Source organism: Natronococcus sp. A-GB1 (genome assembly GCF_029688845.1).
GTDB lineage: Archaea > Halobacteriota > Halobacteria > Halobacteriales > Natrialbaceae > Natronococcus.
This window is the reverse complement of the sequence record NZ_JARUKW010000011.1, coordinates 126,068-146,694: the sequence shown is the minus strand read 5'-3', so window position 1 is coordinate 146,694 and position 20,627 is coordinate 126,068. Positions and strand designations below refer to the sequence as shown.

General features: G+C 65.9%; 24 protein-coding genes. 8 read left to right on the top strand and 16 right to left on the bottom strand.

Features of this window, described 5'->3' with window-relative positions:
• Nucleotide 1: 1 nt before the first annotated feature.
• Nucleotides 2-799, bottom strand: a complete 798-nt coding sequence (locus QA600_RS14115) for a sulfite exporter TauE/SafE family protein (RefSeq protein WP_278292585.1) — start codon at nucleotides 797-799, stop codon at nucleotides 2-4.
• A 215-nt stretch (nucleotides 800-1,014) separates the two neighbouring features.
• On the opposite strand from QA600_RS14115, the gene QA600_RS14110 reads away from it, so the two are divergent.
• On the top strand, nucleotides 1,015-1,230 hold the full coding sequence (locus QA600_RS14110; protein ID WP_278292584.1) for a hypothetical protein: 216 nt from the start codon (nucleotides 1,015-1,017) through the stop codon (nucleotides 1,228-1,230).
• An 18-nt stretch (nucleotides 1,231-1,248) separates the two neighbouring features.
• Here QA600_RS14110 and dpsA (QA600_RS14105) read toward each other — a convergent pair whose 3' ends face one another.
• The 6 genes from dpsA (QA600_RS14105) to QA600_RS14080 form a co-directional block, all read right to left on the bottom strand.
• Nucleotides 1,249-1,818, bottom strand: a complete 570-nt coding sequence (gene dpsA, locus QA600_RS14105; RefSeq protein WP_278292583.1) for a DNA starvation/stationary phase protection protein DpsA — start codon at nucleotides 1,816-1,818, stop codon at nucleotides 1,249-1,251.
• 1 nt (nucleotide 1,819) lies between these two features.
• The gene (gene dpsA, locus QA600_RS14100) at nucleotides 1,820-2,395 is read right to left on the bottom strand and encodes a DNA starvation/stationary phase protection protein DpsA (RefSeq protein WP_278292582.1); all 576 of its coding nucleotides are present in this window, start codon (nucleotides 2,393-2,395) and stop codon (nucleotides 1,820-1,822) included.
• A gap of 253 nt (nucleotides 2,396-2,648) precedes the next feature.
• Nucleotides 2,649-3,986, bottom strand: a complete 1,338-nt coding sequence (hmgB, locus tag QA600_RS14095) for a hydroxymethylglutaryl-CoA synthase (RefSeq protein ID WP_278292581.1) — start codon at nucleotides 3,984-3,986, stop codon at nucleotides 2,649-2,651.
• 187 nt (nucleotides 3,987-4,173) lie between these two features.
• Complete coding sequence (locus QA600_RS14090; protein WP_278292580.1) at nucleotides 4,174-4,755, bottom strand: DUF2150 family protein; 582 nt, start codon at nucleotides 4,753-4,755, stop codon at nucleotides 4,174-4,176.
• 75 nt (nucleotides 4,756-4,830) lie between these two features.
• Nucleotides 4,831-5,682: a TatD family hydrolase gene (locus QA600_RS14085; protein WP_278292579.1), complete on the bottom strand. Its 852-nt coding sequence runs from the start codon at nucleotides 5,680-5,682 to the stop codon at nucleotides 4,831-4,833.
• A 72-nt stretch (nucleotides 5,683-5,754) separates the two neighbouring features.
• Nucleotides 5,755-6,210 carry an NYN domain-containing protein gene (locus QA600_RS14080; RefSeq protein ID WP_278292578.1) on the bottom strand — a complete coding sequence of 152 codons (456 nt, stop codon included), beginning with the start codon at nucleotides 6,208-6,210 and terminating at the stop codon, nucleotides 5,755-5,757.
• Between the two features lie 381 nt (nucleotides 6,211-6,591).
• Here QA600_RS14080 and QA600_RS14075 point away from each other — a divergent pair, with 381 nt between their 5' ends.
• The 3 genes from QA600_RS14075 (at nucleotide 6,592) to gcvH (ending at nucleotide 9,780) form a co-directional block, all read left to right on the top strand.
• Nucleotides 6,592-8,190, top strand: a complete 1,599-nt coding sequence (locus tag QA600_RS14075) for a S8 family serine peptidase (protein WP_278292577.1) — start codon at nucleotides 6,592-6,594, stop codon at nucleotides 8,188-8,190.
• 106 nt (nucleotides 8,191-8,296) lie between these two features.
• Nucleotides 8,297-9,394 carry a glycine cleavage system aminomethyltransferase GcvT gene (gene gcvT, locus QA600_RS14070; RefSeq protein WP_278292576.1) on the top strand — a complete coding sequence of 366 codons (1,098 nt, stop codon included), beginning with the start codon at nucleotides 8,297-8,299 and terminating at the stop codon, nucleotides 9,392-9,394.
• A 2-nt stretch (nucleotides 9,395-9,396) separates the two neighbouring features.
• The gene (gene gcvH, locus QA600_RS14065) at nucleotides 9,397-9,780 is read left to right on the top strand and encodes a glycine cleavage system protein GcvH (RefSeq protein WP_278292575.1); all 384 of its coding nucleotides are present in this window, start codon (nucleotides 9,397-9,399) and stop codon (nucleotides 9,778-9,780) included.
• On the opposite strand, the gene QA600_RS14060 is transcribed toward gcvH, so the two are convergent.
• From QA600_RS14060 to QA600_RS14045, 4 genes are all read right to left on the bottom strand, one after another.
• Nucleotides 9,781-9,969 (bottom strand): hypothetical protein, encoded by a 189-nt coding sequence (locus tag QA600_RS14060; protein WP_278292574.1) that lies wholly within the window; start codon nucleotides 9,967-9,969, stop codon nucleotides 9,781-9,783.
• A 3-nt stretch (nucleotides 9,970-9,972) separates the two neighbouring features.
• Entirely contained in the window at nucleotides 9,973-10,683 is a 711-nt protein-coding gene (locus tag QA600_RS14055; protein ID WP_278292573.1) for a helix-turn-helix domain-containing protein, read from the bottom strand.
• A gap of 79 nt (nucleotides 10,684-10,762) precedes the next feature.
• Entirely contained in the window at nucleotides 10,763-11,518 is a 756-nt protein-coding gene (locus tag QA600_RS14050; RefSeq protein ID WP_278292572.1) for a molybdopterin-binding protein, read from the bottom strand.
• 100 nt (nucleotides 11,519-11,618) lie between these two features.
• Nucleotides 11,619-12,875: a S8 family serine peptidase gene (locus tag QA600_RS14045; protein ID WP_278292571.1), complete on the bottom strand. Its 1,257-nt coding sequence runs from the start codon at nucleotides 12,873-12,875 to the stop codon at nucleotides 11,619-11,621.
• A gap of 530 nt (nucleotides 12,876-13,405) precedes the next feature.
• On the opposite strand from QA600_RS14045, the gene QA600_RS14040 reads away from it, so the two are divergent.
• The 4 genes from QA600_RS14040 to QA600_RS14025 all read left to right on the top strand — a co-directional run bounded on the left by QA600_RS14040 (nucleotide 13,406) and on the right by QA600_RS14025 (nucleotide 15,829).
• Nucleotides 13,406-13,636: an AbrB/MazE/SpoVT family DNA-binding domain-containing protein gene (locus QA600_RS14040; RefSeq protein WP_278292570.1), complete on the top strand. Its 231-nt coding sequence runs from the start codon at nucleotides 13,406-13,408 to the stop codon at nucleotides 13,634-13,636.
• Nucleotides 13,637-14,011, top strand: a complete 375-nt coding sequence (locus QA600_RS14035) for a PIN domain-containing protein (protein WP_278292569.1) — start codon at nucleotides 13,637-13,639, stop codon at nucleotides 14,009-14,011.
• A gap of 43 nt (nucleotides 14,012-14,054) precedes the next feature.
• Entirely contained in the window at nucleotides 14,055-15,545 is a 1,491-nt protein-coding gene (locus QA600_RS14030; protein ID WP_278292568.1) for a replication factor C large subunit, read from the top strand.
• Nucleotides 15,546-15,643: 98 nt separating this feature from the next.
• The gene (locus tag QA600_RS14025) at nucleotides 15,644-15,829 is read left to right on the top strand and encodes a hypothetical protein (RefSeq protein ID WP_278292567.1); all 186 of its coding nucleotides are present in this window, start codon (nucleotides 15,644-15,646) and stop codon (nucleotides 15,827-15,829) included.
• 7 nt (nucleotides 15,830-15,836) lie between these two features.
• On the opposite strand, the gene bioD is transcribed toward QA600_RS14025, so the two are convergent.
• From bioD to QA600_RS14000, 5 genes are all read right to left on the bottom strand, one after another.
• The gene (bioD, locus tag QA600_RS14020) at nucleotides 15,837-16,523 is read right to left on the bottom strand and encodes a dethiobiotin synthase (RefSeq protein WP_278292566.1); all 687 of its coding nucleotides are present in this window, start codon (nucleotides 16,521-16,523) and stop codon (nucleotides 15,837-15,839) included.
• Nucleotides 16,520-17,728, bottom strand: a complete 1,209-nt coding sequence (locus tag QA600_RS14015; RefSeq protein WP_278292565.1) for an 8-amino-7-oxononanoate synthase — start codon at nucleotides 17,726-17,728, stop codon at nucleotides 16,520-16,522. The genes bioD and QA600_RS14015 overlap by 4 nt, the downstream gene beginning before the upstream one ends.
• A gap of 78 nt (nucleotides 17,729-17,806) precedes the next feature.
• The gene (locus tag QA600_RS14010; protein WP_278292564.1) at nucleotides 17,807-18,871 is read right to left on the bottom strand and encodes a transcriptional regulator; all 1,065 of its coding nucleotides are present in this window, start codon (nucleotides 18,869-18,871) and stop codon (nucleotides 17,807-17,809) included.
• A gap of 28 nt (nucleotides 18,872-18,899) precedes the next feature.
• Entirely contained in the window at nucleotides 18,900-20,021 is a 1,122-nt protein-coding gene (gene bioB, locus QA600_RS14005) for a biotin synthase BioB (protein ID WP_278292563.1), read from the bottom strand.
• A gap of 129 nt (nucleotides 20,022-20,150) precedes the next feature.
• On the bottom strand, nucleotides 20,151-20,306 hold the full coding sequence (locus QA600_RS14000; protein ID WP_278292562.1) for a hypothetical protein: 156 nt from the start codon (nucleotides 20,304-20,306) through the stop codon (nucleotides 20,151-20,153).
• Nucleotides 20,307-20,627: the final 321 nt, after the last annotated feature.

Below are 20,627 nucleotides of genomic sequence, written 5' to 3'. Positions count from 1 at the left end.
GTTAGTGATCGTGGCCGTCCGCGCCCGGCGCGTCGATCCCGTCGTAGAACGGGAGTTCGGGATGGGGCAGGTGGATCCCGATGCTCATCAGCCCGTGGGCAAAGAGGACGTAGCCCAGCACGACGAACGCGACCCCGAGCAGGCGGTGGACTCGCTGGCGGTGGACGACGTCGACCGACTCGACGACGGTGCCGTAGAGAAACACCGCGGGAACGGTCCCGATCCCCAGCGCCGCGAGCGCGAGGGCTCCCCCGGCCGGCGACCCGGTCGCGAACGCGTAGAGGAACGCCGGGTAGAGAATCGGACAGGGGAGCAGCCCGTGGATCGCCCCCAGCCCGACGATGCCGGGGCCGTTCGCGAGCCGATCGACGCGGCCCATTAGCCAGCCGGTCAGGCGCTCGAGGCCGGGCAGGTGGATCCCCCCCGTCGTCCGGCCGAGCAGGTAGTAGATCCCGGTGGCGATGACGAAGCCGCCGACGAGCAGGCCGACGCCGCCCCGGATCGGTTCGACCAGGGGCGTCAGCGAGTCGGTCGTGACGAACAGGAGACCGCCGAGCGCACCGAAGAGGGCACCGAGGAGCGTGTAGCTCGCGGTTCGACCGAGATTGAACAGCGCGTGCTGGCGCACCTCGTAGGTCGAGAGGTGCGAACCGCGTTTCCCGGTCGCCGCGCCGGCGTCCATCCGGCCCGCGTAGACGGTGACCAGCGGGCCACACATCCCGATACAGTGGGCACCGGCCAGCAGGCCGATGAGCAAAAACAGCGCGACGTCGATGCCGAGGAGGGTAAACGGATCCATGTGTGGTCGGAGTCGAGGGCGATCGGGAAGCGGTACTCGTTGCTCGAGCTATCCGCCGGACAGGGTAATCGGTTTCGCCTCGAGCCACGCTCGGCTTCGGGCTCGAGCGACCGAGTCCCGAACGGCCGTACGCGTTCGGGTTCAGGTTCGAACCGGTACCACGTCACGACCGAAACGGACAAACAGCTATCACGTTCGCGTCCGAACGAGGGGCCATGCTCCGAACCCTTCTCGCGCGCGTGCTGTCCGGGTCCGACGACGGCGAGACGAACTCGGATCCGGACGAGGCCAACTCCGAGTTCGCGGGCTCGCGACTCGACGCGTCCGTGGTACACGCCCACGGCGGAGACGTCACGCTCGAGCACGACACCGACGCCGACGAACTCGAGTCGCGGGCGCGGGCGGCCGAGCGGGAGCGGTGGCGGGAGTAAGTCGGTCCTGACGAGCCGTCAGTCGAGCGCCTCGCGCCGAACGAGCGTGTCCTCGGCGAGATACCGCTCGAGGACGTGGGCGTCCTCTTCGAGGACCACGAGACGCTCGCGAAGCAGCTCGCCGGTGGCCGTATCACCGACTCGCTCGACGTGCTCGACGTGGTCGCGAAACAGCGCCGCGAGCGTCGCGTAGCCGTCGAGATCGCGCTCGAGCGACGATCGCACGTCGTAGTGGTGTGGGGCTTCGATATGGAGCGGGGCGTGCTGGCGGATCCCCATCGGACCGCAGACCGGCACCCCGCCGAGGGCGTGGACGCGAACCGCGAGGGCGTCGGTCGTCTCCGCGAGTCGATCGGCGGCGGCCTCGAGAAAGCCCCCGAGATCCTCGCGTTCGGCTCCCTCGAGCAGCCAGTAGTGTTTGCGTACCTGGTTGAACAGGATGTACAGTCCCGAGAGCTCGTCGTTCAGCGCGTCGACGATCTCCTCCGCTACGTCCCGATCGATTCCGAGTTCGTTCTCACCGATCGTGTTCCACTCCTGGCGGACGCGGTCCGCGCCGTGGCTTCGGAGGTGTGGCTCGCTCGCCATGTTACTTCGTCGCCTCCGTTAGCACGAGCGTGTCGCTCTCGAGGAACTGCTCGATCGCGTGGGCGTCGTCCTCGAGGGTCGTCAGGTGGTCGTCCAGTCGCTCGGCCGTTCCGAAGTCGCCTACCTCGCGGGCGAACTCGATGTGATCGCGCACGCTCGCGACCAGCGTCGCGTACCCCTCGAGGTCGCCCGCGAGCGACGCGCGCAGATCGTACAGGTCCTCGGCCTCGAGGTGGACCGCGGCGCGCTCCTGGATCGTCGGCGGCGTGTTCGGCGGGATCCCGCCGAGTTCGACGATCCGGATCGCGAGGTCGTCGTTGATCGCACGGACCCGTTTGTACGCTCCCTCGAGGAACGCGGCGACCTCGCGGAACTCCGCCCCCTCCGCGGTCCAGTAGTGTTTGCGAAGGAGGTAGAAGAGGTTGAACGAGCCGGCACAGTCGACGCTGAGGGCGTCGACGATCGCCTCGGCCGCCTCGGGCTCGATCCGGAGGTCGTTCGTCCCGACGGTGCTCCACTCCTGACGGCGGTCGCCGGTTTCCGGTTCGCGGACTAACCCGATCTCTCGTCTCGACATATCTGATGTCTTTCGCCGGACGACTTATATTCTCTCGCCGGCAGGTACATCGTCGTCTACGTCACGGTCCGTCCCACCCAGCCGAGACTGATTCCTGATCCGGTTCCCGGCCGACTGGCGAGTCCTTCGGGATCGCCGAACGGAGTTCGAAACCGCTACTCGACGTACCGATACTTGCGCTCGCCCATACCGACGTACCTTTTTCCTCGCTCACAAACGCGCTCGACTCGCAAAAATCTACGCTAAAAAACCGCTACTCGACGTACCGATACTTACGCTCGCCCATTCGGCCCCAGCCGTCGAAGACGAACTCCTCCTCAGGCGTCGTGAACTCCTCGACGTCGACGTCCATCTCGTGGTTGTGGGCGTCGTGGACCTCCTCGTAATCCTCCCAGCTCATGTCGTAGCGGGCCGCGAGCTGCTCGTCGACGTTCAGCGCCTCGATCTCCTCGCTCCAGCTCTCGCAGACGGTCTCGGCGTGGATCTCGGCCTGGGCGCCGCTGCCGTAGGAGCCGACCAGCAGCGTCTCGCCGGTCAGGTCCCGGCCGTTCTCGAGGGCGTGTTTCATCGCGCTGATGCGGGCGATGTGGACCGAACCGGTGTACCAGTTGCCGACCTCCCGGGAGACCGTCAGCGTCGGGTCGATGGTCTCGGCGTACCACTGCTGGTAGCGGTCGGTCCCCTTCAGGGCGTCCGTGTACTCCCGAACGGCCTCGTGGTAGTCGTCCTCGGTGTCGAACGCCTCCTCTCGAGGCTGGCGGCCGATCTCCTCGGCGAGTTCGTCCTCGATGGCGGTATCCCGCGTAATGTAGCGGTAGCCGAGCAGGCCGGCCTTGCGAACCATTCCGGGGAACGGGGTGTGGAACGGAATAAAGGCGATGTCGTCGGGGTGGACGTCGCCCGCGACGCTCTCGAAGTCCTGCAGGGCTTCGCGCATCCGGGCGAGGTACACCTGCACCGATCGCTTCCCGTCGACGGAGGGGAACTGCTGGTTGGGCTTGAGGAAGTCCGTCTCGTCGGCCGAGCCGTACCCCTGTTCGGGCGAGAGCTCGACCAGATCGGGGTCCTCAGCGATGTACATCGCGACGGCGCCCGCACCCTGGGTCGCCTCGCCGGCGTCGCCGCGGGCGTACAGCGCGGTGTCGGTCGCGATCACGATCGCGCCCCGACCCCGGTTGCGACCAGCGCGGATCCAGTTGTAGGCGTCGTCCAAACTCTGGGTACCGGCGATGCAGGCGAACTTCCGCTCGCCCTTGTTGGCGTGGTGGAAGTCGCCGTCGTACACCTGCTCGAGACAGCCCGCAACGTACGTCGAGACGGGCTTCGAGTTGTCGAAGGCGCTCTCGGTCGCGACGTCGATCCGGCCGACGTCGTCTGGCTCGAGGCCCTTGCGGTCCATCAGTCGGTGGGCCGCGTTCGCCGCCATCGTGACGATGTCCTCGTAGCTGTCGGGGAACGAGCTGGCGTTGAGCCCCAGCCCCTTCGTGTACTTCTCCGGATCCTCGCCCTTCTGGGGGGCGAAGGTGCCGGGGAGGTCGAGCTTGAGGTTCCCGGTCCAGATCTCGACGGCGTCGATACCGACTGTGGTCATAGTATGGGAGTACTGTCCGATCTATATGATATTGTCGTTCGTCGTTTCGACGGTCGTCGAACACCGCGTCGACGGTGCGAGTCGCTCCGGGAGCGACGATCGACGAACCGGTCGGTCCGGACGACGGGTATCGCGGGAGAATCGCTCGTCGGCTGTCGAACCGATCGGAGAGAAAGCGCTACGAGAGTCAGTCCTCGTCTTCCTCGACGACCTCGGGATCGCTCATCGCGCTCTGGAGGCTGTCGAGGCCGTTGATCCACTCGGTGACGAGTCCGTACTCGAACTCCTCGGCGACGCCCATATCGAGTTCCTCGTCGTCGATGACGAGCGTGCCGGCCTGGGCGGCGTACCCCAGCGCCGCGTCGAGGTTCTCCTCGGCCTCGGCGTCGGCGGCCGCCCCGAGGTAGTCGGCGACGGTCCCCTCCTCGGCCGGACCGTTAGCGACGTACTCCTCGGCAGCGAAGAAGACACAGACCAGACTCGTCTGGACGCCGTCGACGAGGATCAGCTTCTCCTCATCCTCGATATCGACCTCGCCGAGGACGACCTCGCGGACGTCCTCGATCTCGCCGAGCGCCTCCTCTTGCTCGAGTTCGCCGTCGTCGTAGTCGGCGACGATCTTCGCGATCGCGATCGCGGTGTCGTCCTGCAGATTCAAGAGGAGTCGTGCCGAGTCCTCGTCTTCCGGATCGATCTCTTCGTCTTTGATACGATCGATCCAGTTCTGCCAGCGCTCCGCCGAGTAGTACTCGGTGGGGGGATTGCTCATACAGACACCTACACCGGCCGCTTGAAATGCCTTTCTCTACCTGTATTCCGTGACGACTGTCCCCAAACGGGCGGTTCAGTCGTTCTCGAGCGTCGATTCGGTGTCGATACCGTACACCTGCTTCGGAGTCTCGACGTGGGCGTTTCTGACGGCGTCGTCGTACCCGTTCTCGAGCAGCCACGCGACCCGCCGGGGGACCGTCTTCGGACCCAGCACAGCGCCCGGACGGTCCGGATCGTCGATGTAGTCGGTCTCCATCAGGAACGGATCGCCGCGTTCGGCCGCGCGCTCGAGTTCGTCCTTCTCACTGATGACGCTCGGGATCGGTCCCTCGAGGCGCCCGCCCGCGTAGTGTTTGACCACCTTCTGGGCGGGGAGCCCGGCCTCTACGGCCCACTCCGTGACCTCGGTGAGATCCTCGCCGCCCTCGGCGTGGAGCTGGACGGCACACTCGAGTTCCGCTCCGTGCTCGAACGCCCGACGCATGACGGCGTTCGAGGCTGCCCAGACGTCGTCGTCGACCGGATAATGGGGTCGACCGGATTTCAGCGCCAGCGCGTCGCCCGATTCGACGTACTCCGCGGCGACGTCGATCCCGCCCCGCATGATCTTTCGTGCCTCTTCGGGAGCGTACCCTCGTTCGTCCACGAGCCGCGAGATCAGACCCGGATGGACGCCGAGGACGGGCCAGGCTCGACCCGGCAACTCGGCCGAGGTGTCGGCGACAATCTCGAGGGTTCGTTCGAAGACGGGTCTGAAATCCTCGCCAGCGTCGGCCTCGATCCCGAGGTGCCAGGAGGGTTTGTTCACCACGAGCATGTGAGTGCCCCCGACGCGGACGAAATCGCGCACGGCATCGATCCCGCGGTTGTTGTCCGGATCGAGGTGGAGGTGGTTGTCCAGCACCGGCTGATCGTCGTCGATCATATCCGCAGATGGGGGCGCGGCGGGTGAAAAGTCACCGACTCGTAGCGTTCGGAATCGGTACTTCCCCACCCGCTACTCGTCGAGGGTTACCGCCTCGTCGGCGGCGTTTCGCAGCGCGTCCGAACGGCCGTAGCTGCCCGGCGCGATCGCGATCGTCCCGAGACCGGTCCGGCCGGCGTGCTCGAGGACGGGCTTGAAGTCGGTATCCCGCGAGGCGATCGCCAGCCGATCGATTGCGTCCTCGCCGGCCAGGGCGGTCGCATCGACGGCGAGTTTGACGTCGACGTCGCCGCTGGTAACGATCACCTCGAAGCCGCGAGCCTCCGCGGCCTGGATGAGCCCGGGCGTAGCATGCTCGTCGAGGTAGAGCCTGAGGACGCCAACCCTGCCGAGATCCTCGGCTGCAGTCCGGAGATCGTCTAGGTCCACGTCGAACTCGTCGCGAAGAACGTTCGGCCCGTCAACGAAGAGACCGACCGTCTGGCGATCGTCGCCGGCGTCGAACCGGGCCCGGAGGCGGTCGAACATGGCCGGTGCTTTCACCCCTCGTAAAAAAGGTGTGACGAAACGATCCGCCCCTGGAGTCGTCTCGGCCGGCCCGGTACGATACTATCGAAAATCGGGTACCGATATCACCGGTAATTTTGGTTCGGTTTACGGACGGTTACGAGGACGTGCTTACCGAACCCGGGATAGCTTACTTTCGACCGTTGGCAAAAATCACGCACTCAAATAAACACTCACTAGATTTAATTTCCACGGATGAGGAACTGAGAATTCACACGTTACTACCAAACCAGTGGGAGAGGGATTCTTCGCCATACTTACGATAGTATTGATATTATGAGAGTAAATTGTATGCTGTTCCATAAGCATTTAATATGGTGTTATCATCTGACCATTCGTATCATGTCAGAAGATGGCATCCACCATACGAGTCGGCGAACCATACTACAAGCGACGGGCACACTGGGTGCCGTTCTCGGGCTCGGTGGCGTCGCGACGGCGACACCGGGTCGAGAACCGGGACCGAAGAAGGACGAGATCCTGGTCGGTGTCGACGAAACGATCTCGAACGCCGAGGAGACGGTCGAACCGAAGATCCCGAACAACGCCGCCATCGTCCACGCCAACGAGACGCTCGGCTACGTCGCGGTGGAGTTCCCCTCGAACGCCGACGAACAGGCCAGGGAGAACTTCAAAGAGAACGTACTGAAAGACCGTGACATCGAATACGCCGAGGACAACGCGACCGTCGAGGCGTTCTACACCCCGGACGATCCCCAGTACGGCGACCAGTACGCGCCCCAGCAGGTCAACTGCGAGGGCGCCTGGGAGACAACACTGGGCGATTCGGACGTGACGATCTCGATCGTCGACCAGGGAATCCAGTACGATCATCCGAACCTCGAGGAGAACATGGACGACAGCGTTTCGGACTTCGGGGAGAACTTCGCCGGTAGCGGCAGCGATCCCTATCCCGTCAGCGAGGGCGAGGATCACGGTACCCACGTCGGCGGGATCGCCGCCGGCGTCACCGATAACGGAACCGGTCACGCCGGTATTTCGAACTGTTCGATGCTGTCGGCGCGGGCGCTGGACGATAGCGGCGGGGGATCGCTGTCGGACATCGCCGATGCCATCCAGTGGTCGGCCGACCAGGGCGCCGAGATCATCAACCTCTCGCTCGGTGGCGGCGGCTACTCCAGCACGATGGACGACGCTTGCCAGTACGCCTTCGACGCGGGATCGCTGCCGATCGCCGCGGCGGGCAACGACCACGGCGGCAGCGTTTCCTACCCGGCGGCGTACGACACGGTCGTGGCGGTCTCCTCGCTCGACGAGAACGAGTCGCTCTCGAGTTTCTCGAACACGGGCCCGGAGATCGAACTCGCCGCGCCCGGATCGAACGTTCTCTCGGCGGTCAACTGGGACGATTACGACGAGTACTCGGGAACGTCGATGGCGTCGCCGGTCGCCGCTGGCGTCGCGGGACTGGCGCTGTCGGCTCACGAGGGGCTGTCGAACGAGGATCTCCGCGACCACCTGCGGGCGACCGCCGTCGACATCGGACTTCCGGAGGACGAGCAGGGGTCCGGTCGCGTCGACGCCGACAACGCCGTCAACACCGATCCGGGTGACGGCGACGACGACGATGACGACGACGGCGGAGACGATCCCGGTGACGGCGAGGAGACAACTACGGTAACGGACTCGCTTTCGAGTTCCTGGGACAGCGACTGCTGGACCTACGGCTGGCAGTTCGACTCCACAAGTCGGGTCATCGTCGACCTCGAGGGGCCAAGCGACGCCACGTTTGACCTCTATGCGAACGAGCGCGACCAGTGTCCGACGACCAGTGACTACGATCACATCTCCTACACGTGGGGCAGCGACGAGGAGATCGTCATCGAGGATCCCGATACGGCGGCGGACCTGCACGTGCTCGTCGACGCCTACAGCGGCAGCGGCGACTACACGCTGACGATCACCGAGTACGAGGGCTGAACAGCTCGCTTCCGTCGGATCTTCTCGGAGCGCCTCGACGACGCCGGTTGTGGTGTGGCTACGACCGACGAAAAGACATTACTACCCCCGGAGTGTCAAGCCGACTATGCCGCTTCAGACGCCGCCGTTGCGTGGGATCCACGCCGATCGTGGAGCGAAGTTTACGGAGTTCGGTGGCTGGGACATGCCCGTGGAGTTCGACTCGATCCAGACGGAACACCGGGCGGTCCGGGAAGACGTCGGGATCTTCGACGTCTCTCACATGGGTCAGATCCACGTCACCGGCCCGGACGCCACGACGCTGATGCAGCGGCTCACGACCAACGACGTGACCCGCCTCGAGGTCGGCGACGCCCAGTACGCCGCGATCACCGACGAGGACGGCGTGATCATCGACGACACCGTCGTCTACCGGCTGCCCGACGAGGACGGAGACGCGACCTACCTCTTCGTCCCCAACGCGGGCACCGACGAGGCGACCCACGAGCGCTGGATCGGCTACCGCAACGAGTTCGATCTCGAGGCCACCGTCGACAACCAGACCGACGAGTACGCGATGTTCGCCCTGCAGGGACCGAACGCGGCCGACCTGCTCGAGGACGTCTCCGAGGACGCGCCGACCGAGCTGGGTCGGTTCGAGGCCACCGGCGCAACCGTCGCCGGCGTCGAGTGCTGGACCGCCCGCACCGGCTACACCGGGGAGGACGGGTTCGAAATCGTCGTCCCGTGGTCCGAGGCCGAGACGGTCTGGTCCCGACTCGAGTGTCAGCCCTGCGGGCTCGGCGCCCGCGACACGCTCCGGATCGAAGCGGGACTCCTGCTCGCCGGCCAGGAGTTCGATCTCGAGTCGAATCCGCGGACTCCCTACGAGGCGGGGATCGGCTTCGCGGTCGACCTCGACACCGAGTTCGTCGGCCGGGACGCCCTGATCGAGGCGAACGAGGACGGCATCGAAGAGCAGCTGGTCGGCTTCCAGCTGATCGACCGCGGCGTTCCGCGTCACGGCTACGACATCACGAACGCAGAGGGCCGAGTCGTCGGCGAGGTCACGAGCGGCACGATGAGCCCGACCCTCGAGCAGCCGATCGGACTCGGCTACGTCCCGGTCAAGTACGCGGATCCGGGAACGACGCTTCAGGTCGTCGTTCGCGGCCGATCCAAGAAGGCAAGAGTTGAGACCACGCCGTTTATCGACACAGCATAACTATGAGCTTCAACGTACCAGACGACCGACACTACCTCGAATCGCACGAATGGGCACTCCAGACGGACGACGGGTTCCGAATCGGTATCACCGACTTCGCACAGGACGAACTCGGCGACGTCGTCTTCGTCGAGCTCCCCGACGAGGGCGAGTCGATCGCCCAGGAGGAGGAGTTCGGCGTCATCGAGTCGATCAAGGCCGTCTCCGACCTGTACGCGCCGGTCGGCGGCGGGGTGCTCTCGGTCAACGAGGCGCTGTTCGACTCGCCGGAACTCGTCAACGAGGATCCGTTCGGCGAGGGCTGGATGCTCGAGGTCGAGGGCGCCGACGAGACCGAACTCGAGGCGCTGCTGTCGGCCGACGAGTACGAGGACCAGATCGCCTGATCAGGGTTCCTGGGGCGTCTCCCGGTTGAAAAGCACCATCACCGTTCCGGAGACGACGACAGTAAGTACCGCCCACACCAGCCACAGTTCGGGCTCGTCGACGAGATAGACAACGACGAGCGTCGCGAGGAAGACGGCGGTCAGCGCCGCCGTCCACAGATCCTTTCGCCGGGCCAGTGTCTCGGACATCCCTTACTCGAGCGTGACGAGATGATCGAGCAGTTCCTCGAGCGGTTCGGTCGTCACGGCCAGTGAGTAGCCGTCGATCCGGGCGAGATCGGCGGCATGCTCCCAGAGATCGTCCTCCTCGATCCCGTGGAGGACGACGGCGTTCGGGGTCGGGTTGACGACTCGCAACGCGACGGCGACGGCCTCGCCTCGCGTGACGCCGGTAAAGACCAGTACGCGGTTCGTGCTCTGGCCGTACAGCCGGAAGAACTCCTCGCTCGAGAGGCGGGTGATCGCCCCGATGCTGTCGATGACGGTGTGGCCGCTGACCTGATCGGTGCTGCCCGCCGCGACCTCGGTCGCGGCGATCTCGTCGTACAGCTGCACGAGCGGCTTCGAGGTCGCGTACTCCCGGAGGTCGTAGACGACGTCGCTTTCGAACCCCGCCGAGAGCACGCGGCCGTACTGGCGGATTCGGTCGCCGCCGCGCCGTTCGTCGATCGCGAGCAACCCCTCGACGAGTCGCCCCACGACACCGATTCCGGGACTCTCCCGGCGCCCGCTCTCGTAGTCCGAAATCACCGAGGAGGATACCTCGAGCTCGCTGGCCAGGTCGGTCTGGGAGACGCCGAAATCGGTACGCCACTTGCGCAACGTCGCGCCGGGGTCGTCGCTCAGCGTGATCTCTCCGGCGATCTTCTCGGCGAGCTCTCGCTTGGGTCCACGGCCGCCCATACGCGACGGTCGTCCGGTCGGCCCAAGTAGCTACCGGAGTCGGCGTCCCCGAAACCGGCGGCCGTCGGCGGGATCACGGTCAGTCGGTCGACGCCGGCGTCGCGGGATCGACCGTCTCGATCCGCGCGTCGATCCAGCTCGCGGCGGCCTCGAGCGTTTCCGGGTCCGACCCGGAGAGGCGGATCCGTCCGGGCCGATCCTCACCGCGGGGGTAGCTCCCGACGGCAACGTCGAACTCGTCGGTCACGCCCTCGAGGACGGCCGTCAGCGATCCCTCCGGGGCCGGCGTGTAGACGGTCCGGGAGCGCGCCTCACCCGCGAACTCTCCGGCAACCTCGCGGAACATCGCCCGCATCTCCTCGGGGATGCCCGCGAAGACGGAGACGTTCTCGACCGTACAGCCCGGCGCCCACGCCTCCTCGACGACGATCGGCACCGCCCCCTCCGGAAGCGAGGCTGCGGCCTCGAGATCGATCTCGAGGTCGTACTCCGCGACGAGATCTGGGTTCTCCTCGCGGAACCGACGGGCCTTCTCGGTCAGGCTGTCGTAGATCTCCTTGCGGACGACAAGCTCCCGGTCGAGTCCTTCGGCAACGGCCTCGATCGTGACGTCATCCGGGGTCCCGCCGAGTCCGCCGGTGACCAGCACGGCGTCGAAGGTCTCGCTCCAGTCGGCGACGGTGTCGGCGATAAGCTCGCGGTCGTCGGGGATCGTCAGAATCCGTTCGACGGTCGCGCCTCGCTGGGTCAGCTGTTCGGCCAGCCAGGCGGCGTTCGTGTTCGTGGTCGTCCCCGCCAGCAACTCGTCGCCGACGGTGACGATCGCGACGTTCATGGATCGGGTTGGGGCTCGAGTCAGTTAGCGACTGCGCTCGCTGTTTCCGGCAGCCGCCGACGATCGATTCCGCTTCGGCGAAGAAGAGCGAACCGGGCTTTCAGATCGTTCTGACGGTCTCGAGCGCGTTGATTCGTCCGGCACCCGTTTCGGGGTCGCCTCGACCGCTACCCTCCGCCCCGCGCTCGATGACGTTCTCGACCTGGTTCGCGTTGGCGTCCGGCTCGAGTTCGCGCACGAGGCCGACGAGTCCGGCGACTTGCGGAGCGGACATCGATGTGCCGGATGCCAGGCCGTAGATATCGTTTTGATCAAGCGTCTCGGGTATCGTCGACAGAACCGACTCGCCGGGTGCGCCGACCGCGATCTCGTTCGCCCCGTAGTTCGAGAAGTCGGCGAGTTCGTCGTCTTCGGTCGTCGCGCTGACCGACGTCGCGTCCGGGAGGCTGCCCCAGAGGCTGAGCCAGTTGCCACAGATCTCGTACTCCTCGTCGTCCTCGTCTTCGAACGTCCGGCACTCGTTTCCGTGCTGGAGGTTCGTCGCATCGTTGCCGGCACTCGTCACGACGGTCGTTCCGCGGCGACGGACGCTCTGGACGACCCGCTGGCGGGCGATCCGGAACCCCTCCTGGTTGTCCTCGGAGAGCTGTGGCGGGCTCCCGATGCTCATGTTGACGACGTCGAGTCCCTGTTCGGCCGCGTACTCGAGTGCGAGGAAGGAGTCGCCCACGTTCGCGCCGCCTTCGTCGGGGAAGACCCGAAGCGAGACGAGTTCGGTCTCCGGTGCGACGCCGACGATCCCTTCGGCTCCGGTTGCCCCGGCGATACCGGCGACGTGTGTGCCGTGGAACCCGCGATCGGTGGTGTGATCGGACTCTTCCCAGCCGACGAACGTTCGGCTCGCGTCGACGTCGACGTTTCCAAGGTCCGGATGCGTGTGATCGACCCCGGTGTCGATGATGCCGAGTCGGGTTCCTGCACCGGTCGCGTACTCGTGGGCGTCGAAGGCGTCGATCAGGTGTTTGTCCCACTGTTCGTCGGTGAGCGCCCCGTCGGTATCGACCGCGGACGATAGCTCCGGATCGTCGAGTTCGTAGCTGAAGTCCTCGAACGCCGCGTCGACACCGTTCGCGGTGCTGGGATCCGAATCCGCAGGTCCCCAGACGAGGTAGACGTTCGCGTCCAAAATTTCGTGGGCCACGGTGAACCCCTTGCGCTCGAGCTGTGCCGCGTTGCCACCGGTGACGACGTACTGTGCGAGGTCGTCGTCGTCGTCCGCGACTACCGTTCCAACTGCTCCCAGTCCGAGACCTGCTGTTCCCACTAGCACTGCCCGCCGCGAGGTATTGTGTACCATATATTCGTACGTAGTAGACAGGTCATTTATAACTCCAATCTCGTATCAAAGTAAGCAGCGTACGCATAATTTTATTACCAAAAACAATAGGATATATTTTCCGCATCCGACGGGAGCCCGCCGCTAAGGCCGGATTTTCTGGCCTCGAGACGCGAGTAGATCAGCCCCGTGGAGACGTACGAGACAGCAACAGATAGGGCTCTACACTGGTTCTTCCTTTTTTTATCTCGCAGACGGGACTGACCCGGGAACGCCCTCAAACAGTTTCTCGAACTCAGCGAGAGAAGTCGTGGAGTTTGTGCGGCCTGCAGGTGGTCGTCGAGTAACGCTTCGTAAGTACCGAACGCGGCCCACCCTAAGCACATACGGGTAAGCGACTGGACGAAGCGGTCTGCATGATATGGTGATGGTTCGATGGATAGCTGGGACTATGGCCCACGAACGAGCGTAGCAGACCAGATTTCTACTACTAATGGGCACCTTGGATCCTTCGGGGAAAACTTTTGACTTTACCCACCGTACGACGAGACATGTCCGAAGCGTCGCTAGACGACCGCGGCCGTCTCACGCTCCCGAAGGAAGTCCGAGAGCGATACGGCGACCAGTATCACATCGTTCAGCTCCCCGATGGAATCAAGCTCGTTCCGATCGCCGACGATCCGCTCGAGGCGCTCAGAGACGAGTTCGCGGACGTCGACAAATCTGCCGACGAACTTCGCGAAGACGCACGAGAGGCCGCACTCGACGAAGCGGGACGGTAAATGTACGCTGAAACCGATTTCCTCCTTGCGCTCATCAAGGACGACGACTGGTTGGGAGCCGCTGCCGAAACGGTGTACCGTGAGCACCGCGACGAGCTGTGGACCTCGCAGTTCACGCTCATCGAGCTTCTACTGGTCGCCTACCGCGAGGACCGGGATACCGAGCGCGTCGTCACGAACGCTGCTACCCTCGTCGAAGTACGAGGCGACGTGGATACCGTCGTCGCGGCGGCGACCTACGTCGAAGATCACGGCTTCACGCCCTTCGACGCGCTCCACCTCGTCGAATCTGACGGCGATACTATCGTCTCGAGCGACGACGCGTACGAGGACGTTGCACCCCGTCTCGACCTAAAGAGGGTTGCCGAGGAGTGACGCTCCGCAACCACTAAACGCGGCTCGTCCCAACCACGAGTCAATGAGCGACTGGACCGAAACGTACCGCCCGACGACGCTGTCGGAGGTGCGCGGCAACAACAAGGCCCGGGACCAGCTCAAGGAGTGGGCCGAGAGCTGGGACGATCACCGAAAGGCGGTGATCGTCCACGGGAGCCCCGGCGTCGGGAAGACCTCCGCGGCCCACGCGCTGGCCAACGACATGGGCTGGCCCGCGATGGAGCTCAACGCCAGCGACAGCCGCGGCGCCGACGTGATCGAGCGCGTCGCGGGCGAGGCCGCAAAGAGCGGCACCCTCACCGCGGGCGGCTCCGGGCGTCGGCTCGTAATCTTAGACGAGGCCGACAACTTCCACGGCAACGCCGACTACGGCGGCTCCCGCGAGGTCACGCGGGTCGTCAAGGACGCGAGCCAGCCGGTGGTGCTGATCGCAAACGAGTTCTACGACATGAGCCAGTCGCTGCGCAACGCCTGCGAGACGATCGAGTTCCGCGACGTCTCCAAGCGGTCGATCGTCCCGGTGCTGCGGGACATCTGCCGGCGCGAGGGCGTCGAGTTCGAGGAGGAAGCCCTCGAACAGATCGCCGAGTCGACCAGCGGCGACCTCCGGTCGGCGGTCAACGACCTTCAGGCGATCGCCGAGGAGGCCGAGCGACTGACCGTCGAGGATGTCGTCACGGGCGAACGCGACACCACGGAGGGGATCTTCGACTTCCTCGACGCGCTGATCAAGGAGGAAGACGCCCAGGGGGCACTGTACGCCTCCTACGACGTCGACGAGACGCCCGACGACCTGCTGAACTGGATCGAGGACAACGTTCCGAAGGACTACGCGGGCGAGGAGCTGGCCGACGCCTACGGCTTCCTCTCGAACGCCGACCGCTGGCTCGGCCGGGTACGAGCCACGCAAAACTACTCGTTCTGGCGGTACGCCACCGATAACATGACCGCGGGGGTCGCGGCCTCCCGCCGCGAGCCGAAGGGTGGCTGGACCCGCTACGGACCCCCGAGCTACTGGTCGAAGCTCGGCCGCACCAAGGGGACCAGAAACACTCGCGACGCCATCGCCGAACGCATCGCCGAACGCGAGGGGACCAGCGTCGCGACGGCCCGCCGGGAGATTTTGCCGTTCCTCTCGGCGATGACCCACCACTGCAAGAACCGCGAGCTGACCGTGCGGATGGCCGCCGTCTACGAACTCGACGAGGGCGAGGTCTCCTTCGTCACCGGCAGCGGGAAGACGACCAACAAGGTCGAGTCGATCGTCGCCGACGCCGAAGCACACCGCGAGGAGCAGGCGGTCGAACACTCCGGCGGCGCGTTCTTCGGGAGCACCTTGAGCGACGCCGACCTCGAGGACGTCGACGCGGACGCCGAAGAGGACGACGGCGACGACCAGCGGTCGCTCGAGGTCGTCGCCGAGACCGGAGACGATGAGTCACCCTCGGAGGGGGCGGCCGACGAGTCCGCGGAACCCGACGATGACCAGTCCGGTCTCTCTGATTTCATGTAGCTGCGGCTGCTATTGTCAACCTGACATGTCCGAATGTGAGTCTATCGACACTATTACGGCAGTCGATGTGGACACCAACTCCTGGTGAGTGTAGAATAATGACCGACTACGACTGTCCGCTCTGCTCGAACGGCTACGAGGAACGTACGGATCTCCGGATCCACCTCGAGGTCAACCACCGGAAGTCGGCGATCGTCTCTCAGCTCGTAGAGGCAACGACCGACTCGGCGGTTGGAACCGACGACCCCGTTCTGGAGGGCGACCGACCCGCACCGAGGCTGTAACCGGTAGCTACGCTTTTTCGACGAGCCGATCGGCGAACGACTGCGAGAGCTCGTCGCGAACGCCGTCCGCGAGCGCCGTCGGGTCCGAACCCGAAAGCGGCGGCACCGTCTCCACGGGGCGGTCGGTCATGCGCTCGATCTCCCCGGGATTCGTCCGCTCGGCGACGGACGCCCCCTCGTACTCGTTGCAGACGATCCCGCGAACGTCGACCCCGCGTCGCTCGAGGGCGTCGACGGTGAGCGCGGTGTGGTTCAGCGTGCCCAGTCCCGATCGCGTAACGACGACCGCGATCGAGGCGAGGTCGGCGACCAGATCGATCACCTCGCGGTCGCCCGCCAGCGGAACCCGGAGCCCGCCGATCCCCTCGAGGAGGGCGACTGGCACCTGCTCGCACTCGCGACGGCAGTCAGCCAGCAGCGGCTCGTACTCGAGAGGGTCGTCCGCACGTTCGGCCGCGACCCGCGGCGCCAGGGGCTCCTCGAGGTAGCGCAGACAGACCGCCGCCTCGTCGGCCCCGCAGGCGTCGGCGACGAACGCCGCGTCGTCGTCGGGCGGGTGTCCCGTCTGTGCGGGTTTGATGGCACGGGCGCCGACGCCGCGGTCGCGAAGTTCGTGGGTGACCCCGGCCGTGACGACGGTCTTGCCGACCCCGGTGTCGGTGCCGACGACGGCGACCGTCGTCGAGTCGCTCACAGGAGTCCGACCTCCGTCCCGGCCGCCTGGAACGCCTCGAGGCAGGCGACGACGTCGTTGCGGTCGTGAGCCGCGGTCGGCGCGACGCGGATCCGGCAGGCTCCCTCGGGGACCGTCGGCGGCCGGATCGCCGGTGCGACTACGTTTCGGTCCCGGACTCCGGCCTCGAGAGCCAGCGCGTCCTCGCGGTCGCCGACCACAATCGGCAGGATCTGGGACTCGCCGGGCACCTCGAACCCCATCGACTCGAACCCGTCGCGGAGGTGGGCGACGTTCTCCCAGAGCCGCTCGCGGGCGTCGCCGTGGCGGGCGAGGTGGAGGGCCTCGCTGGCGGCCGCGGCCGCCATCGGTGTCAGTCCCGTCGAGAAGACGAACGGACGGGCCTCGTTGACCAGCAGTTCGACGAGCGCGTCGCTGCCGGCGACGTAGCCGCCCTGGCTCGCCAGCGCCTTCGAGAGGGTCCCGAGCTGGATGTGGACCCGATCCTCGAGCCCCTCGGCCTGGACGATTCCACCACCGTCGGCGTACAGCCCCGTCGCGTGGGCCTCGTCGACCATTACCCACGCACCGAACTCCTCGGCGACGGCACAGATCGACTCGAGCGGGGCGACGGTGCCGTCCATGCTGAAGACGGTGTCGGTGACGATCAGCCACGACTCGTCGGCGGCGCCCGGTCGGTCGGCGCGCGCGGCCAGCTCGGCCCGGAGGCTCGCAGCGTCGCAGTGATCGTAGACGACCGTCTCGGCGCCCGAGAGGCGACAGCCGTCGACGATACTCGCGTGGTTGCGCTCGTCGGAGAAGATCACGTCCGGCTCGAGGGCGGTGATCGTGCCCACGTTGGCGGCGTACCCCGACGAGAAGGCGAGCGCGCGGTCGGTGCCCTTGGTCTCGGCGAGCAGCCGCTCGAGGTCCTGGTGGACAAGCGTGTCGCCGGTGACGAGCCGGCTCGCGCCGGCGCCCGTGCCGACGGTCGCCCCGGCCTGGCGCGCGGCGTCCTGGACGCGCTTGTCGGCGGTCAGTCCGAGGTAGTTGTTCGAGGCGAACACGAGCGCCTCCTCGGAGTCGAGCACCGGGAGCTCGCCTCCCGACGGCGACGCGAAGTACCCCCGCTCCGCGACCCGGTCGGCGGGCGCGAGCGATCGTTTCAGGTCGTGCTCGACGAGCGCGTCGAGTCGACCCTCGAGGTCGAACCCGCGGTCTTCCATTCGAGTAAACGGAGTCAGCCGCGTGCTTTCACTGTCACGGTTCGCGCCGAGGCGACTGCAGGGTTCGCTCGAGTCGTCTTAGAAACGGGGCAGCAGCTCCGCCGGGCCGACGACGCCGTACTCGCCGGCGCGGTTGCGGCGAACGCCGGCTCGCAGGTAGCCCAGTGCGGGGCCGTTGACGTTCGCTTCCATACTCGTCGCGTCGTCGAGCTGGAAGGTGTTCGTTCCCCGCTCCCCGTCGAAGGTCGTTCCGGTCACGGAGACCGTCGTCGTGGTCGGTTTCTCGTCGCTGCGAACGTCGAGGAGCCCGCCGACCGTGACGTCCTCGGCGTCGCAGACGCCCGCGCGCTCGAGCAACACGTCGTCGGCGTGCTCCATGTCCTCGAACTCGATGACGCCGTCGTGGTCGTCGACGATTGCCTCGATCTCCTCGGCGGAGAGGTCGCGTGCGGCCTCGATGTCGTAGTCTGGCAGGTGGGCGATGTCCTCGCGGACGGTACCGCGGTTATCCTCGTACCCTGACTCGAGGCCGACACCCCACCAGATCTCCACTTCCTCGATCTCGACGAACGACTGGGCCGCGAGCGCGGCCGCGCCCGTCAGCAGCCCCGGCGTCGCGCCGGCGCCACAGACGAACGTGATCCCCGCCTCCTCGAACGCTTCCTCGCGGTCGTCGAGCATGCCGATCACGCGCGAGCGCTTGAGGACGTCGACCATCACGCCGCCGTAGCCGTCCTCGAGGAACCGGTCGGCGACGCGAGGGATGAAGTCGTGTTCGTAGTTCGGCAGCGCCAGCAGAACCGCGTCGATCTCGTCGCCGTGATCGATGACGTCCTGGATGGGGTCGTCACTGGGACGGGCCTGTTCGGAGGCGACTACTCCCCTGTCCTCGCCGTGCTGTTTGATCCCCTCGCCGTCCGCGGTGGCCGCGCCGCCGTCCGTCGCGACGTCGCCGGGATCGCTGTCGATGTTGCCCTCCGTCGCCGCCAGCAGTTCGTCGACGTCCAGGCCGTCGAAGTCGATCGCGGTGCCGTGACGATCGCAGGCCGCGACGGGCGTGAGCCCCTCCTTGTGCCGGCTCACTTCGAGCGTTCGTCGTCCGATACCGCCGGTGCCGAGTACCGCAAACGTCGTTTCCTTCATGAATGTGTTCTCGTTGGTTCGCTCGTCGTCAGTCGTCGCTCGGTTCCGCGCCCGCACTCGGACTCGAGTCGTTCGCGCCCTCGCTTCTCGTCGAGTCCGTCGACCCGTCGTGACGGGCCTTGACTGCCTCGGGATCGAACTCGTTTACCTCCCGATTGGGCTCGAGGCCGGCCCGTTCGACGATCTCCAGATCCTCGCCGGGTGACTGGCCCTCGGTCGTGAGGTAGTCACCCGTCAACAGCCCGTCGGCGCCCGCCTCGAGTGGCAGGTGCTGTTCCTCGGGCGCGAGGTTGACCTCGCGGCCGCCGGTCAGGCGCACCCGCGACTCGGGGTGGAGCAGCTTGTACACCGCCACCGTCCTGACGATCTCTTCGGTGGTGATCTCGACGTCCCGCTCGGCGAGGGGCGTTCCCTCGACCGGGTTGAGCACGTTGACGGGCAGCGAGGAGATGCCGATCTCCTGGAGGGCGATAGCCGCCTCGACCCGATCGGTCGGCGTCTCGCCCATCCCGAGGATGACGCCCGCACAGAGATCCATCCCGGCGTCTTTGGCGATCTCGAGGGTCTCCACCCGGTCCTCGAAGCTATGCGTGTCGACGATCTCGGGGAAGTACCGCGGCGAGGTCTCGATGTTGTGGTTGTAGTGGTTGATCCCCTCCTCGGCGAGGATCGCGGCCTCCCGTTCGGTGAGTATTCCAAGGGAGGCGTCGATCTCGAGGTCACACTCGTCGCGGACGAGTCGAATCGACTCGAGGACCTCGGCCCACTCCTCGGGGCGGTGCTCCCGCGAGACGCCCTTCTCGGCGACGACGATCCCGAAGCGCTGGGCGCCGTCGCGTTCGGCCCGTTTGGCGGCCTCGAGGATCTTCTCCGGACCGAGGAAGTCGTAGGTGTCGATCCCGGTGTCGAAGTGGACCGACTGCGCACAGAACCCGCAGTCCTCGGCGCAGTTGCCCGCCTTCGCGTTGACGATCGAGCAGGCGTCGACGGTGCCGTCGCCGAAATGATCCCGCACCGTCGCGCCGGCCTCGGCGAGGGGCTCGACCGGCTGGGCCATCAGCGCGAGGCCGTCGGTGCGATCGAGCCGCTCGCCGGCCAGCACCCGCTCGAGGGCGTCGTCGACCGTCGGATTTCCAGTCTCGTAAACCACACTCGACTAGCTGGTTGACGGGTATATAATAATTGTGGGGACAGTCAGGAGCCGCGACTCGAACGTAGTGCCCACGAGGCTCGAGACGGTTTATGATCTGCTCACTCAAGCCGATCGAAAACGGGTCGCTCAGCCGTCGGGGTGCCACGCGAGGCCGTTCCGTTGGACGGTGAAGGGCTTCGCGCCACAGGCGGGACAAACCGTTCCGCCGCCCTCGGGGTCGTCCGGACGTTCCGGAATCGTGTGTCGGTGACCGCAGGCGTCGCACTCGATGTCGACTGGCATATCGTACCGAACGTGCTGCAGTCCGATGAATCCCGAATGACAGCGTCTAACAGAGATCGTAGCACGGTTTTTGGTATTCGGAATCTCGAGCGAAACTCCTGTTCGGTACAGGTGAAACAGATATCACGGCCAGCATCCGCGAGTAGCGCGGAACGTTCCGTTCCGCGGACCGTTCGCGCGGCTACGCCGCGCGAAGACGAAGCGAGCGGGTCCCCGCCGGAGCGGGCGAAGCCCGCGGAGGCGGCTTTTTAGCGTAGATTTTTGGAGTCGAGTGGGACCGGCGGTCCCACTGACCATGCGAATAGTGCGAGACCAACGGTC